The sequence below is a fragment of the Pseudomonadota bacterium genome, assembly GCA_027624955.1.
Classification (GTDB): Bacteria; Pseudomonadota; Alphaproteobacteria; order UBA828; family UBA828; genus PTKB01.
On sequence record JAQBTG010000021.1, the window covers coordinates 11,783 to 27,278 of the forward strand.

The window sequence follows — 15,496 nt, forward strand, 5'->3', positions numbered from 1 at the left end:
GGCTGGCAGTGAGGAAGAAGGACTAAATTAACTAGCCGCTCTGGGCGCCCCCCAAAGTTGATGGCCAAACCGGAAATATGATGGAGTGTTTCGGCTATATTCTGAACGCACATTGAGGCGCCGGAGAATCGCTTCCCTCCGGACCGGTGCGAGGTTAAAGTCCGGCGCCCAGGCGAGACGCTGGCCGCTAAAACCGGAGATCAAATGAACAAAGAAGAGTCCCGCCGCCGCGATGCCGGGTAGCATGGATCCCGAATTGCGGGAGATGATGCAGCGCGCCACGGGGCTGCATCGTGACGGCCATATCGATCAAGCGGTGGCGGGTTATGAGGCTGTCCTCGCGCGCGAGCCGCGCCATGCCGATGCGCTCCAATTCATGGGCATCGCCAAAATGCAAAGCGGCCACGCCGATGACGCCATCCGCTTGCTAAAGCAGGCGGTTGGCAGCGATCCCAAAAACAGCCAGGCGCACTACAATCTCGGTTTGGCGCTCCGCGCCGAGGGCAAAGAGCAAAAAGCACTCGCTTCGTTCCGCCGCGCCATCGCGGTAGAGCAGCGAAATTTCGAGGCGCATAACGCAATTGCCGGCATCCTGTTGGCCGCGCCTGATGAGATCGAAAGGGCCGAGGTGCATATCCGCCGGGCCCTTGAGCACAATCCAAAATATGTCCCGGCACTGAACAATCTGGCGCTTCTCTTGAAAGCACGTGGCCAGCCGGAAGAAGCACTAAGCGAAGCGCGTGCGGCGGTGGCGTTGGCTCCCCATTATGTTCCGGCACTGGTCACACTCGGCGCATTGTTGCTGGAATTGGGCGAAACGGAGGAGGCTGAAAAAATTCTGCGTGACGCCGTAGCGCTCGCGCCTCATGACGCGAATGCGCATATCAATTTGGGCGCCGCGCTAAAATTCATCGGCGTGTTGGCGGCGGCGGAGGCTGAGTTCGAACGCGCGATAGAACTTGATCCTGATAATTATCAGGCGTTGAATGATCTTGCTTTGGTACGGAGCAACCAGGGGCGGCTGGATGAGGCTGAAGCCCTCTTGCAAAATGCGCTGTCGTTCAATCAGCATGACGCCACTTTGCATATGAACCTCGGGGCGCTTTTTCGCCGCCAACAAAAATGGGGCGAATCCATCACCTGTTTTCGCCGCGCCCTAGATCTCGACGCCGGAAATGTGGACCGCGCCCAGGCCTTCGCCAACAGCTTACGCGGCGCCAATTTCCTGCAAGCCAACGCGCAATTGTGGAAGGATCTGGAGCGCTGTCTCAAGATTGAGGGAATCGACCACGAGCCTCTGGCGGCGCCGGCTGCCCGTTTGCTGCGAAACTCTCATCAGGTTGCGCCGCTGGTCCACGCGGCAGAGCGCGGCGATTTCACCTTGAGCGCGCAAGAGGTACAGAAGGGTGATGTGCTGGCGCCGTTGTGTACGGATTTTGCCAGCCTTCTCTTGCAGCGAGTGATTGTCCCGGATGCGGCTCTGGAAAAACTTTTTACGGCTATACGCAAAAATCTACTGACGCTCGCGGTTGCGGGCCGTTTGCCCGAACAGATAACGCAGCAAACACTACATTTTCTTTGCACGCTGGCTCGGCAATGTTTTCTCAATGAGTATGTCTATCTCCTGAGTGGCGAGGAAAAGGCCAACGCAGCGGTCCTGCAACAGCAAATCGACGACCGCCTGCGTCAACCCGATGAACGCCCGCCGCGTGCCGCCGTCGCGGTTCTTGCCTGCTACCGTTCGTTGGATGGGTTGGTGTCGAGTGGAAATTTGGCGGGCCATGAATGGGCTGCGCGCGACGATGCCTACGGCCACTTGATTACGCAACAAATCCGCCACGCCGCCGCCGAACGGAAACTGGCGGCGAACCTGCCCGAGCTTGGCGACAGCGATGATGAAACTTCCAGCAAGGTGCGTCGTCAGTACGAAGAAAGCCCTTATCCACGCTGGACCAGCCGGGCCCGGCTCAAATCGATGCCGGTGCGTGCGCTGCTCGGTGATCTCTTTCCGCACGCGAATCTCGCCGGCTTGAATATCTCGGCTGAGCCCGATCTGTTGGTTGCGGGCTGCGGCACCGGGGCGCATGCCATCGCCGCAGCTTTGCACTACCGAAATTCACGCGTGCTGGCGATGGATCTCAGCCTGGCCAGCCTGGCCTATGGCAATCGCCAAGCCGAGGCGTTGGGCATTGATCGCATCGAGTGGGCACGTGGCGATATTCTCGCTTTGGCCGGATTTGAGCGCCGTTTCGACATGGTTGATTGCGGCGGCGTGTTGCATCACATGCGCGAACCGATGACGGGGTGGCGCATTCTGCGCAACTTGCTGAAACCCGGGGGCGTTATGAAAATAGGCCTCTACAGCGAACTGGCGCGTGCTGATTTCGTTCAACTGGGCGCAGATTTGGTGACGGATGAAGATCCGGCGGATCGCATCCGATCCTATCGCCAGGAGATCATCGCTTTGCCCGACGATGCGCCGTTGAAACGGGTATTGGCGCTGCACGATTTTTATACCCTTTCGGAATGCCGCGATCTTCTTTTTCATGTCGAGGAGCATCGTTTTACCCTGCCTGAGATCGCCCGCTGCTTGGACGCGTTGGACCTTGAATTTATCGGCTTTGAGATGCGCGAGCGTGCGGTCATCGATCGTTACCGGGCTCGTTTTCCCAATGACCCCGGCGCCCTAAATCTCGAAAATTGGCATCTCTTCGAGACCGACAATCCCCATACATTCGTGGCGATGTATCAATTCTGGGTCAAGCCGCGCGACGTGCCGGCTGCCGGCTGAACAGGCACGGGTTGTTGCATGGGTAATATCGTTTGGCTCGCTTCTTATCCGAAATCCGGCAACACCTGGCTGCGCGCGTTCTTGCTCAACCTGATCACCAATTCCGAACAGCCTGTGGATATTAACAAGATGGCGGCGCTGACACACGGCGACAGCCAGGCGAACTGGTATGCCGAGTTTGATGCCCGCCCGCCGCCGGCGTTAAGCGTTGAGGATTTAGCGCGCCTTCGGCCCAAAGTGCATGCGCGCATCGCCGCAAGCTCTGTCAATTCGGTTTTCGTGAAAACTCACAATGCCCTGGTCGAGGTCGCCGGCACCGCCATGATTAGCCAGTCTGAGACCGCCGGTGTGATATATGTGGTGCGCAATCCTCTCGATATTACGCTCTCTTACGCCGACCATTTAGGCATGCAGGTGGACGATATTCTCGATCTCATGGCGAGGCGCGGATTCGAAACGCCAGTCAGTGCAAGCCATGTACCCGAACATCACAGTGATTGGTCGAGCCATGTCAAAAGCTGGACTCAAATCGCACATCCCGCGCTTCATGTCGTGCGTTACGAAGATATGGCGTCCCGGCCGGCCGTCACCTTTGCCGCCATTGCGCGTTTCCTTGGCTTGAATCCGGCGCGTGAGGCTTTGCTGCGAGCAGTGCGTTTTTCATCCTTCAAAGTGCTGCGTACTCAGGAGAAGAAAAGCGGCTTTGTCGAACGCACGCCGGTGCAAAAGTCTTTCTTCCGTTCAGGAAAGTCGGGAAACTGGCGCACTCAGCTAACGCCAGCACAAATTCGCCGTTTGCTCGGCAATCACCGCGAGCAGATGGAACGGTTTGACTATGTGCCGAAGGGATACTAAAAGACGGCAAGAAATTGGGTAATTTAGTAAATACCGAAATTATTTTGTGAATATGATGCTGGACCATTTGGAAGCCCTTGAAAATCAAAGCATTTATATCATCCGCGAGGCCTATAACAGGCTCGAACGGTTGGGTATGTTGTGGTCGCTCGGCAAGGATTCCAACGTGATGTTGTGGCTCTGCCGCAAGGCGTTCTTCGGCCATGTGCCGTTTCCGGTGGTGCATGTCGACACCGCCAAGAAATTTGCCGAAATGTATGCGTTTCGTGAGCATTACGCCAAGGAATGGGGCCTCAATTTGATCGTCGGTGATTGCCCGCCGATCGAAGACATGGACGCCACCTTGCCGCCGGCGGCGCGCGCCGCGGCGCGCAAGACCGCGGGCCTTAAATCCTTGTTGGCAAGCGAAGGCTTTACCGGTGTGTTTGCCGGCATCCGCCGCGATGAAGAAAGCACGCGTGCCAAGGAGCGGGTGTTTAGTCCGCGCGGCGAAGCGGGGCAATGGCATTTCAAGGATCAGCCGCCAGAATTCTGGGATCAGTTCAAGACGGATTTTCCGCCGGGCACACATATCCGCATCCATCCGCTGCTGCATTGGTCTGAAATAGATGTGTGGCTCTATACCAAGCGGGAAAACATCCCGACCGTGCCGCTCTATTTCGCGCGCGACGGCAAACGCTACCGCTCGCTCGGCGACGAAGACATCACCTCCCCGATCGATAGCGAGGCAACGACGATCGATGAAATCATCGCTGAGCTACGGGTTACGACGGCGGCCGAGCGCGCCGGGCGGGCGATGGACCATGAAGCGGAAGATTCCTTCGAGCGCTTGCGCGCTGACGGTTACATGTAGCCCGCCATGGCCAAACCACCCCGCAAATTCGTTGTTTTCACTGACGGCACACACACCGACGGCACACAAGTGGCCGGTGCACAGGTGGCAGGCGCACAAGCGCCCGGTGCGCGCCGCCTCGATATCGCTATCGTCGGCCATGTCGATCACGGCAAATCCACTCTGGTCGGCCGCCTGCTGCACGATACGGGCACGCTTCCTGATGGCAAGGTCGAATCAATTCGCAAGATGTGCGAACGCCGCGGCATGGCTTTCGAGTGGGCCTTTGTCATGGACGCCTTCCAAGCCGAGCGCGATCAGGCAATCACCATCGACGCGGCGCATATTTGGTTCAGCACGAAGATGCGCGATTATGTGATCGTCGACGCGCCGGGTCACCGCGAGTTCGTCAAGAACATGGTCAGCGGCGCTGCGTCTTGTTCGGCGGCGCTGCTGGTGATCGATGCTGCAGAAGGGGTGCGCGAGCAATCCCGCCGCCATGCGTATTTTCTTCATCTGCTCGGTCTCAGCCGCATCGTTGTCGCGGTCAACAAGATGGACGCGGTCAATTTTGATGCCGCGCGGTTCACCGTCGTCGAGGCAGATATTCGTGATTATTTGGCTGGGCTTGGTATATCGCCAAGCCATGTTGTTCCGGTGTCGGCGCGCGATGGCGACAATATCGACAAACGGTCTGACCGCAGCCCTTGGTATGATGGGCCAACTGTTACCGAAGCGCTCGATGCGATCGAGTTGCCGGAAGCTGATTCCGAAGCGCCGCTCCGCATGCCGGTACAAGATATTTATCATTTCGATGACCGCCGCATCATTGCCGGGCGAATTGAATCGGGCGCGTTGGAAGTCGGCGATGAGCTGTTGTTCTCGCCGTCCAACAAAAAGGCGCATGTGCTGCGTATCGAAAGCTGGCCGGAGACGGACGCGCGCACCAGCGCCGAGGCGGGGCAATCGGTCGGCCTCATTCTCGATGATCAGATATTCATCGAGCGCGGTGAAGTGATCAGTCATGTCTCTCGGCCGCCGCTCGAATCGAACGTCTTTCGCGGCCATGTATTCTGGCTCGGCAAAGAGCCGCTTGCCGCCGGAAAGCGCTACAAGCTCAAGCTCGGCACACATGAGGCGCCGGTGGAAGTGCAATCCATCGACCGCGTCATCGATATCGACGATCTCGCGATGACTGAAGTTGCTGCGAGCGATGCGGTGATCGAACGCAACGGCGTCGGCGAAGTGGTGTTGCGCGGCCGCGCCATGTTAGCGCTGGATGAGTTCGCGGAAAACCGCCGCACGGGCCGGTTCGTTATCGTCGACGGTTACGACATCGCCGGCGGCGGCATTATCTCGATGCGCGGCTACCCGGATCAACGCCAGCTCATCACCGGCAAGTCGAGCAACCTGTTTGCTGTCGATGCCGGTATTTCCCTGGATTTGCGGCGCCAACGTAACGGCCATAAAGGCGGTGTGGTGTGGTTTACCGGGCTTTCCGGTTCGGGCAAAACCACAATCGCGCTCGAGGCGGAACGTCAGCTTTTCCAAAAAGGCTATCAGGTCTATGTGCTCGACGGCGACAATGTGCGCGGTGGGCTGAACGCAAACTTAAGTTTTTCGCCGGAAGACCGGGCGGAGAATATTCGCCGTGTCGGTGAAGTGGCGGCGCTGTTCGCTGATGCCGGTTTCGTCGTGCTCACAGCGTTCATTTCGCCGTACCGTTCGGATCGCGTGCGTGCCCGCGCGGCGGTCGAGCGTTACCCCAGCGGGGCGTTTCACGAAGTCTATGTTAAGGCGCCGCTAGCGCTCTGCGAAGAGCGCGACCCAAAGGGCCTGTATCGCAAGGCGCGGGCCGGCGATATCCTCGAATTCACCGGCATCTCCGCACCCTATGAGGCGCCCGAGACGCAAGACCTAATCGTCGACACCGACGCGCAATCGGTGGAACAAAGTGTTACCGCTTTGGTTTCCTATATTGATGGTGAATTCGCGATCGAAACTTCCTAATCCGCGAAAGCAGCGATGGCGGCAATGCCCGCAGCGCGCCCGTTCAACAGCCGAGCCGCATTATTCGGGTTGATCCCGCCAAGGGCGTAGACCGGTAGCCTCGACCTTGCGGCCAATAAATTGAATCCTTCTAACCCGAGCGGCCGCTCTTCCGGATGGCTCGCAGTTGCGAAGACCGGTGACAGAAGCGCGGCATCGGCGCCGCACATTGCAGCCTGATGTAGCGCCTGTCTTGAGTGCGCCGCCACCGTGATCAGCCAGTGACGGCGGTGGCGCCAGCGCCGCGCTTCGCCGGCCCGCGCTTCGGGCAAATGAATTCCCGCGGCCCCGACGCGCATTGCCAACACTGCGTCACCGGCGATAAGCAGTTTGAGGCCGCGCCGCCGCGCTACCTCGGCAAGCTGGCGGGCTAGCGCTTCGCGCGCCACCAGGTCGTAATCGCGCAGCAGCACGGCGCTGCCGCGCGGCAGCCGCTCCGCCGCACCGGCCGGATCGGGCAGGCGTTGGGCGTCGGTGATCAATAAGAGCGGCGGCAGGCCGCAGCCTGCGGCGTTCTCTGAATTGAGCCGTTTCGCCAGCTCTGTTAGCTTCATCGAATTCTTTTCATGGGCAACGAGGTGGACAGGCTGTCATGGCGCAAGAAAGCATGCAATCGGATGGATCGTCATCTGTTACCGCGAATTATTCGCGAGTTGTTGGAGCCGTTGCCGCCGCCGCCAAGGCGGCCGGCCGCGACGTGGCGGATATTACCCTGATCACCGTGTCGAAAACACGCGCGGCGGAATTTATCCTGCCGGTGCTGGCTACCGGACAGATTGATTTCGGTGAAAACAGGGTGCAGGAAGCCGAAAGCAAATGGCCGGCCCTGAAAGCGCAATATCCTGCGGCGCGGCTTCATCTCATCGGTGCCTTGCAAAGCAACAAGGCGCGCGAAGCGGTCGCTCTGGCCGACGCTATTCACTCGCTCGACCGCGACAAGCTGGCCCGCGCGGTTGCAGATGAAATGGCACAATCCGGGCGCCGGCCGGAATGTTTCATCCAGGTCAATACCGGTGAGGAAGCGCAGAAATCGGGTGTGCTGCCGGGCGACGCAGATGCCCTGATCGAGGCTTGCCGGGAAACATACGCCTTGCCGCTGGTCGGGCTCATGTGCTTGCCGCCGAACGGCGAGGAGCCGGCGCCGCATTTTGCCCTGCTCAGAAAAATTGCCGAGCGCCATGGTCTGACCAAATTGAGCATGGGCATGACCGCTGATTTCGAGACCGCCATCGCCTTCGGAGCCACGCATATCCGAGTCGGCAGCGCAATTTTCGGTGCGCGGCCGGTTTAGAGCCGCCCAGCGATTCTCGTCACTCTGATTTCTCAACGCAGAGCCGTGCACACGGATGCACGGCGCTGAGAATAGCCAGCAAATCCTCTTTACGTAGCGCCACGCCGCCATTCGTCGGTTTGAGGTCCTCGCCCGAGATATGCAGGAACACCGCACTTCCGGCACCCGGCACCACAGGATTGTCATTCTGGCCGAGCACGACGATTACGTCGTAGAGCGAATCTGTGCGCCACAGAAGTTCGCAACTCGCCTGCACGGGTTGGCGGATCTGGTGATTATAAAGCGGGTGCTCGGCGTCGTTGCACCAGCCGTCGCGCGGCGACAGCGGCGCCAGAGGAAGCGCCGTGCGCGGTGGCGCCAGCCGGTCGGGGCGATAGAGCACGCGGCGCAAGGGAAACATGCCAAGCGGCGTGGCGCCGTCCCCCTCGATTTTCTCGCGGCGGACGCCGCCCTGGCCCAGCGCGCACGGAAAGCGGGCCTCATTCCAGCGCAGTATTCCCGATTCATCGACCCTCAGGTCGCGGCTTTCCGGAGCCGTATTTCGATCGGATGGACCACCGCTCATGCCCGCATCCTAAATTTTGGAATCCAAGAGATCGCCGCGATCGTGCGCGCCGCCAAAGGATTTTTCGTATTTGTCGAGAGCCCTACTCATGGCTTCGGCGACCCAATCAGGCGAGGCTGGATCGACGCCCGGCGGCACAGCTACTTCTGGCCAATCCATTTTGTTGCCGGCCGAGAATACAGTGTCCGAAGCCGCGGAAGCGTGCGGGATGAGCGTCTTCGCTTCTTTCGAATGAAGGATTGCGTTGCGCACAGCTGTATCGATCGCGGGAGTCTCCACCGAGTCGGGCACGACGCCGAGCGAGGACAGCAGCAACGCTTTCTGTCCTTCATCCATGCGGTCGAGAAATCCAAGCGCGTCTGGGCGCGGTGTCAATTCGGCCGGATTTTCTTCGGGCGCGATATCAATCAGCGGCGCCGGCGTCGGGCCAGCCGCGGGAGCGATTCTGGTCAGAACTTCAGTTTCCGGATCGCTTACCACTGGTGTCGGCGTAAACGCGGCGTTGCGGCTCTCGTCTTCGCGCGGATCTGAATCGAACAGCGCCAGCGCAAGTTCTCCGACATCTTTGCCGGCTACCTGTTTGACCACCGCATTGCCGAGCGCCGCCGCGAAGCCGATCGAGCCGCCGAAAATGGCGCCACCCAGAATGCGTGCGCCCTGGGAGATCGTATCGCCGGTAAGTTCGCGGTAGATGGTTGAGACGAGGGGAATATGCTGTAGTGGATTGATGAGATCGAGAAAATCGTCAAAGCCGAAGCCGTCAGCACCGAAAAACGCCTCGGTCTCACGCTCGGCCAGCACGCTTTCGCCGTCCAATCCGGCGGCCTCGGCGATGACTTGGCTGAACTCCCTGCCGCTATTCGGCTCTCTCGGCGCGCCGGAGAGACCAAACAATTTGTCATGGTATTGAACGCTCGCGCGATCGCGCGTGCTCATGAATTGCAGATTGTCGAATGCCACGGCGAATCCTTTCACGTTACTCTTGCAAAAGGCGGGCCAAAAATTGGTGGTGCGATATCAAAAGCTTTTGGCGGTGCTTCACAGTCAAATCACCACAGCGGCAAATTTTGCCGGGCTGAATGCGCCTAGGATTCGCTGATTCGTGCTTCGAGCGTGGCCCTGACCGCGGGCCAGATTTCGTCGATTACCGCGAACTGGACGGTGTCGCGCACGCGGCCTCCGGGCATCACCATATGGCGGCGCAACAATCCTTCCTCCACCGCGCCCAATTTCAAGATCGCGCGGCGAGCGCGCTGGTTGAGCGCATCGGTCCGCAGTTCGACCCGCTGGGCGCCCAGTGTCTCGAAGGCATGTTCTAGCAGTAGCAATTTTGCCGCCGCATTGGCACGCCCGCCCCAATGGCTTGGCGCGAGCCAGGTCCAGCCAATCTCGAGGCGGCGGTGCTCCGCTGCGATATTCAAATAGCGGGTGCTGCCGACGAGCGCACCGCCTTGCGTCATTCGGATGGCAAAGGATAGTTGCTGCCGGGTTTTCTCCAATCGACGGGTTTCCGTAAACCACGGCTCCAAGCTGTCTGCGTCGGACAGATCGGCGGCCATGTATTGCCAGATATCAGTGCCCCGTGCCGCTTCTCTAAGGCCGCGCAAATGATTCCGCCGCAATGGTTCTAGCATCACCACCGGTCCACTCAATGTGGTGGCCGAAATATTCATAGGTGCGTCACCAGCCATCGATACCTCGCCATTGCGGTTTGATGAATTTTCACCATTATCTATGTCCTGTATAGGTGACGGCTATTTACCTTATCTGATGATGACATTGCTTCGGATGTGTTTATGACTACCCGCAAGAGTATCTTACTGGTCGACGATGACGACGCCTTGCGCCAATCCCTGGCCGAGCAGCTTGGCGTCTACGAGGAATTTTTCGCCACCGAGGCGGTCAATGGCGGTGAGGCGCTTGAAATCGTCAAAACTAAAAGCTTCGATCTGGTTTTGCTCGATGTTGGCCTGCCCGACATGGACGGTCGCGAATTGTGCAAGCTCTTCCGGCGGAACGGCGTCAAGGCGCCAATCATCATGTTGACCGGCGCCGACAGCGAAGCCGACACGATTCTTGGCCTCGATTCAGGCGCCAATGATTATGTCACCAAACCATTCCGCCTCGGCGTCCTGTTGGCGCGTATCCGCGCCCAGTTGCGCCAGCATGAACAAAGTGAGGATGCGACCTTCAGCATCGGCCGATTTACCTTCCGCCCGGCCGCTAAGGTTCTGATAGACCCAGATACCGAGCGCAAAATTCGCCTGACCGAAAAGGAAACCGCGATCCTCAAATATCTTTACCGCGCCCGCGACGAAGTGGTCGGACGCGATGTCCTTTTGAACGAAGTCTGGGGCTACAACGCCGACGTTGCCACACATACGTTGGAAACCCATATTTACCGGCTGCGCCAGAAGATTGAGGTAGACCCTTCCAGTGCTCAGCTTCTGGTAACGGAAGGCGGCGGTTACCGGCTCGTGCGATAAGTTAACGCGCGCCGCCGCGCGGCGCCAACATCAGGCTGAGCGCCAGGGCTGCAAATGCTCCGGCCACTGACACGCCGCCGAACACCTGGCCGATGCCCTGCCATGAACCCATGCTAAGCAAAACGGGCGGCAGCAGGATCGGCCCCAGCAGGACTCCGAAATTGCGCCCGGTCATGATGATACCGAAAGCGCTGCCGCCGGCGTTTGCGGCGCCGAGGATCAGCGCTGGCGCCGCGAACAGAAAAGTCGCCGAGATTCCTGCAGCGATGCCGAAAATAATGAGCCCTGCCAACCCGAGAAGGCTGTTGTCCAAATAGGGTAACCCAAACCAAACCGCAGCCTGAAAGGCTAGGCTGAGTGCGAGGACGGGGGCGAGTGGCATCCCGGCGCGCAACAGAAAGCCGCTCGCGATACTGAAGATAAGTATCAAAATTGACGGTATGGCATAGGCGAGAATGGTGGACTCGGCGCCCAGACCTCGCGCCTCCACCAAATATTGCGGCAGCCATGTCAACATGGCGAACATTTCCGTCGACCACAGGGTAAAACTCGCCGCCACCAGGGCCAGTGCCAAGCGGTGGCGCCGGGAGAAATCGCCAAGCGGCATGGGGCCGCCGGAGTTTGCCGCGGCGCGGCGTGGCGCATTGTGGATCGCCGCGCGCCAGCCCAATCCGATCACCACCACGGTGAGTCCGATGCCGACCCACCATACCGGGCGCCATTCGGCATTCCCGACAAACGGATGCGCGACGCCCATGGCAATCAATTGCCCCAACGGAATCCACGCCGCAAAAAGCGCGATGGCGATGGTCTTGTGGCGGCTGCTGGCACTGGTGGTCGCCAGCACCGGCGCGGTGACGGCGAGAATCGCAAAGCCCAGTCCCTCAAATCCGCGCGCCAGAAACATTAAGGGAATGGCGGCAGGCGCGGCCAAGGTAACGACGCTGCCGACGATAAAGAGCAACGCCGCGGCGAGCAGGAACGGCGGCATCCCGTACCGCTGCAATCTCGCGCCCAACAAGGCTGAGGTGGCGAGACCGATGGCGGCATAGATCGACATAAAGCCGCCGGCCGCGAACAGACCGTAGTCATATTGCCTGAGCAGTATCGGCAGGACCGGTGGCAGCTTGAACAAATGATAGGCGGCGAGCGCACCAAGGCCGAGGCCGAGCGCAACACCAGACCAGCTTGTCGGCGGCTCCACCGCGACGCTGGCGGAATGAGGTTCTGACGCCACTAAGTTTCCGAGTTTGCTGTCAGATTTATGGGTCTAGCGGCCGGTAAAACGTGGCGCGCGTTTTTCCTTGAACGCCCGAATGCCTTCTTTGGCGTCCTCGGAGCGGAACGAGTCCAGCGCGATTTGCCGCGCCGCCGCTTCGTCCAACTGTCCCGCCGCGATATCGTTTAAGAGACCCTTCATACCCGCGACCGCGCGCGGCGAGAGGGCGGCGATGCGGGCCGCTAATGCGTCGCATTCACCGGCCAGCGCCTCAGGTTCAACCAGACGATCGAGAAAGCCGATGTTCAGCAATGTCTCGCCGTCCATGCGCTCGCCGGTGAGCAACAGGCGCTTGGCGGCGCCGAGGCCAACGCGCGAGACGATCCGCTTCAATCCGGACGCGAAATAGATCAGACCAAGCGCCGCAGGCGGCAGACGCAGTTCCATGCCGATGACGCCGATGCGGAAGTCGCAGGCCAGCGCCAATTCGCAGGCGCCGCCATAAACCGAACCGTTGAGCGCGCAGATGACGGCCGGGCGTGCCTCTTCGAGCCGCCGGACGGTCCGCTCGAACTGATTCTTCTCCCAATCGGCGCCTTCGATTTCGCTGATCTCGAACCCCGCGCTGAAACATTTCGCTCCGCTCCCGGTAAGAATGATCACGCGAACATCCGCGGCCGCATCGATTTGTTCGATTAGTGTCTCCAGACGCGTCAAGTCAGCCTCGCGCAGACGGTTAAGTTCCGCTTCGCGCATGAGCGTCAATGTGGCGCAGTGGCCATCTATGGTCAGTTCGATCGACGGAGTCATGAGGATTTCTCTGGTTGGCGAAGGTTGCGAGAGGCGACGGCGGGCCGGCACGGCGAATCTGGGCAAACCCTACTTCAGGTGAGCGCTCCTGTGTAGACGACGTGAAAAAGAATGTATTCGATTTGGGGTTTCGCCCGAGCGGCGCTTGAGGCAGACTGCGGCCAATTCTAGATGAAACTTTGGCGGGGAAACGCGTGGCCACAGAGCTCGAATTTTTCGTGCGCTTTTGGGGCGTGCGAGGCAGCATCCCCTGCCCAGGAGAGGCAACCTCGCGCTATGGTGGCAACACATCGTGCATCGAAGTGCGGTGCGGCGAACATTTGCTGATTTTTGATGCCGGGACCGGATTTTCAGAACTGGGAAAGAGATTGCGCGGCGAAGGCCCGCTCGATGCTGACCTATTCCTCACGCACACCCATTATGATCACATTTGGGGCTGGCCGCATTTTTCTCCCGGCTTGGACGCGGAAACGCGGCTTCATATTCGGGCCGGGCATTTGATTCCCGAGCATCGTATCGAGGACCTTATGCTCGGTCTTTTGAATGACCCCCTAAATCCCCTAAATTCAGAGACCCTGCGCGCCAATATTGTGTTCGAAGATTTCATCATCGGTGACACCATCGAACCTCGGCCTGGTATCGTGGTGCGTACCGCCCATCTCAATCACCCCAACCGCGCCTCTGGTTACCGTATTGAATTTGACGGCCGCTCCATTTGTTATCTGACTGATCACGAACACACTGAAGACGGTCCCGACGAAGCGCTGGTCGAATTGACCAGATCAGCAAATCTGGTGATTTATGATTCGACCTATACGGAAGAGGAATATCCTAAACATGTTGGTTGGGGTCACTCGACCTGGAACGAAGGCGTCAAGCTGTGCAACATTGCGGACGCAGGAACATTCGTTGTTTTTCATCACGATCCGGGACATGACGACAAGTTCATGGACCAAATAGCGCATGACGCGGCCGCGGCGCGCCCCGGCACTGTCGTCGCGCGCGAGGGTTTGGTGCTGCGCCCTTGACCAAGCGCGCGATGTCATGAGCATGCGCCGCACGGTGATGGGTCTGGCAACAGTATTAGGGTTGGCGCAGAAGGGTTTCTTTATTCCCTATCGTTATGCGCATGCCTTGCCGCGCCCGGGCGGGCGGGCGCCTTACGCCGTTCTCGGTGAATTGCTACATGCGTATGAGGATGATTTCCGCACCTTGCTCGAAGGCATGGATGGGCTCCTCCCCGACCTCAAGAAAATTAGCGTGGATTCGCCGCCCGAGCCGCGCTGGAACCAGGATTGGTTTCCCCGCCTTGATGCGGCGGCGGCCTATACCTTGGTGCGGGCTGGACGGCCGCGTCATATCGTTGAAGTCGGCTCCGGCCATTCCACACGCTTTCTCGCCCGCGCCATGCGCGACGGTGGCATCAACGGCCGCATCACCGCCATTGATCCTCATCCGCGCAGCAGTCTGGCTGGCATTCCAGACCTCGAATTGCTGCGCGCGCCAGTGCAGGACATCGGCCTGCAAGTATTCGATTCGCTCAGTCGGGGCGATATGCTGTTTATCGATTCAAGCCATGTCCTGATGCCGGGCTCGGATGTCGACCTGTTGATCAACCGCGCCCTGCCCGCCCTGCCATCGGGCGTTCTGGTACATTTTCACGATATTTTCCTGCCTGATGACTATCCGCCGCACTGGGCGTGGCGCGGTTACAACGAACAGCTTGCCGTGGCAGCGCTGTTGACTTCGAAATCCTACGCACCGGTGTTCGCCAGTCACTTCGTGGTATCGAGAATGCGTGAAGTTCTCGGCCGCACTGGCGTTTCGCGCATTTTACGACCGGAGGGCGCTTTCGAATCGTCGCTCTGGCTGCGCAAGATTTAGCGCCGCAAAAATTCCTCCGGCAGCTCGAACAGGTGATCGCGCTCTGCTACCTGGAGATGGCATTCGCCGCAAAATTCAACCGCCCGGTTGCCGTCGCCGCCGGTTGTGCCGAATAGCTTGCCGTTGGGCATGATCATCGCGTAGCGCCAATCGCCGAATCTAGGCGCGAAGCCCGGCGGCATTTTCTCCATCGTAAACAGTGGCCCGCGTGAAATGCCGCCAGATTCGACCGCGGAAATCGAATCCTTGATTACGATACTGCCGACCGGCATCGGCTGATCCGCACTCGCTGTGAAGAAATCACTCGATTTGTCGTTGAGGTACACATTGACGAACCGAGAGCCGTGCTGATCCGAAATATAGGGCGTGGTGTTGAGCCGCTTCCAGGCGCGGTAATCCATTTTATCCATACCCGATTTGAGATAGCCGGTGACCAAGCTGTCCAATAGCGCGTCGTAAATTTTCTCCGCCTCGTCGGGTGCAAGAGCACGCGGATCGAGAACGCGAATATGGCCGCCCTCGGGCCATCTTTCGAGAACCACGTCGTCTGCTGAAATATAAGCGGGCCAAAATACCAGAAAAAGCGCGGCGAGCATCAGCGTGCGAATACGAATCATTACCAGAGGTCCAACAGTTGTGGCAGCCCTGAGCGATAGCAGCCCTGTGAGATATATGTTGCTGCAGGGCGCCGAGCGCCAATAAATCGCGCTCAAC

General features: G+C 59.2%; 15 protein-coding genes. 8 read left to right on the plus strand and 7 right to left on the minus strand.

All coding sequences use genetic code 11. The annotated features are described in order from the left end of the window. The first annotated feature begins 232 nt into the window (after positions 1 to 232). From O3A94_09775 to cysC, 4 genes are read left to right on the plus strand one after another with little or no spacing between them, the layout of a single operon-like run. A complete protein-coding gene (locus O3A94_09775) occupies positions 233 to 2,791 on the plus strand; it encodes a tetratricopeptide repeat protein (GenBank protein MDA1356542.1) in 2,559 nt (852 codons plus the stop codon). Positions 2,792 to 2,809: 18 nt separating this feature from the next. Next, complete coding sequence (locus tag O3A94_09780) at positions 2,810 to 3,646, plus strand: sulfotransferase domain-containing protein (GenBank protein ID MDA1356543.1); 837 nt, start codon at positions 2,810 to 2,812, stop codon at positions 3,644 to 3,646. Between the two features lie 52 nt (positions 3,647 to 3,698). Further along, the gene (locus O3A94_09785) at positions 3,699 to 4,499 is read left to right on the plus strand and encodes a sulfate adenylyltransferase subunit 2 (protein ID MDA1356544.1); all 801 of its coding nucleotides are present in this window, start codon (positions 3,699 to 3,701) and stop codon (positions 4,497 to 4,499) included. A gap of 6 nt (positions 4,500 to 4,505) precedes the next feature. Continuing rightward, positions 4,506 to 6,488 carry an adenylyl-sulfate kinase gene (cysC, locus tag O3A94_09790; protein MDA1356545.1) on the plus strand — a complete coding sequence of 661 codons (1,983 nt, stop codon included), beginning with the start codon at positions 4,506 to 4,508 and terminating at the stop codon, positions 6,486 to 6,488. Here cysC and O3A94_09795 read toward each other — a convergent pair. Continuing rightward, on the minus strand, positions 6,485 to 7,081 hold the full coding sequence (locus tag O3A94_09795) for a thiamine phosphate synthase (GenBank protein ID MDA1356546.1): 597 nt from the start codon (positions 7,079 to 7,081) through the stop codon (positions 6,485 to 6,487). The two genes, cysC and O3A94_09795, sit on opposite strands and share 4 nt — an antisense overlap. Positions 7,082 to 7,119: 38 nt before the next feature. Here O3A94_09795 and O3A94_09800 point away from each other — a divergent pair, with 38 nt between their 5' ends. Then, the gene (locus O3A94_09800; protein MDA1356547.1) at positions 7,120 to 7,818 is read left to right on the plus strand and encodes a YggS family pyridoxal phosphate-dependent enzyme; all 699 of its coding nucleotides are present in this window, start codon (positions 7,120 to 7,122) and stop codon (positions 7,816 to 7,818) included. 19 nt (positions 7,819 to 7,837) lie between these two features. On the opposite strand, the gene O3A94_09805 is transcribed toward O3A94_09800, so the two are convergent. The 3 genes from O3A94_09805 to O3A94_09815 all read right to left on the minus strand — a co-directional run bounded on the left by O3A94_09805 (position 7,838) and on the right by O3A94_09815 (position 10,074). After that, positions 7,838 to 8,383, minus strand: a complete 546-nt coding sequence (locus O3A94_09805) for a L,D-transpeptidase family protein (GenBank protein ID MDA1356548.1) — start codon at positions 8,381 to 8,383, stop codon at positions 7,838 to 7,840. A 9-nt stretch (positions 8,384 to 8,392) separates the two neighbouring features. Further along, on the minus strand, positions 8,393 to 9,343 hold the full coding sequence (locus tag O3A94_09810) for a hypothetical protein (protein MDA1356549.1): 951 nt from the start codon (positions 9,341 to 9,343) through the stop codon (positions 8,393 to 8,395). Positions 9,344 to 9,468: 125 nt separating this feature from the next. Beyond that, positions 9,469 to 10,074 (minus strand): GNAT family protein, encoded by a 606-nt coding sequence (locus O3A94_09815; protein MDA1356550.1) that lies wholly within the window; start codon positions 10,072 to 10,074, stop codon positions 9,469 to 9,471. A gap of 105 nt (positions 10,075 to 10,179) precedes the next feature. On the opposite strand from O3A94_09815, the gene O3A94_09820 reads away from it, so the two are divergent. Continuing rightward, positions 10,180 to 10,869: a response regulator transcription factor gene (locus tag O3A94_09820; GenBank protein MDA1356551.1), complete on the plus strand. Its 690-nt coding sequence runs from the start codon at positions 10,180 to 10,182 to the stop codon at positions 10,867 to 10,869. A gap of 1 nt (position 10,870) precedes the next feature. On the opposite strand, the gene O3A94_09825 is transcribed toward O3A94_09820, so the two are convergent. Further along, entirely contained in the window at positions 10,871 to 12,106 is a 1,236-nt protein-coding gene (locus O3A94_09825; GenBank protein MDA1356552.1) for an MFS transporter, read from the minus strand. A 33-nt stretch (positions 12,107 to 12,139) separates the two neighbouring features. Further along, entirely contained in the window at positions 12,140 to 12,898 is a 759-nt protein-coding gene (locus O3A94_09830; GenBank protein MDA1356553.1) for an enoyl-CoA hydratase-related protein, read from the minus strand. A gap of 194 nt (positions 12,899 to 13,092) precedes the next feature. Between O3A94_09830 and O3A94_09835 the strand changes: the two genes are divergently transcribed. Further along, positions 13,093 to 13,926 carry an MBL fold metallo-hydrolase gene (locus tag O3A94_09835; GenBank protein ID MDA1356554.1) on the plus strand — a complete coding sequence of 278 codons (834 nt, stop codon included), beginning with the start codon at positions 13,093 to 13,095 and terminating at the stop codon, positions 13,924 to 13,926. A 16-nt stretch (positions 13,927 to 13,942) separates the two neighbouring features. Further along, entirely contained in the window at positions 13,943 to 14,782 is an 840-nt protein-coding gene (locus O3A94_09840; GenBank protein ID MDA1356555.1) for a class I SAM-dependent methyltransferase, read from the plus strand. On the opposite strand, the gene O3A94_09845 is transcribed toward O3A94_09840, so the two are convergent. Next, complete coding sequence (locus tag O3A94_09845; protein MDA1356556.1) at positions 14,779 to 15,399, minus strand: cytochrome P460 family protein; 621 nt, start codon at positions 15,397 to 15,399, stop codon at positions 14,779 to 14,781. The two genes, O3A94_09840 and O3A94_09845, sit on opposite strands and share 4 nt — an antisense overlap. Positions 15,400 to 15,496: the final 97 nt, after the last annotated feature.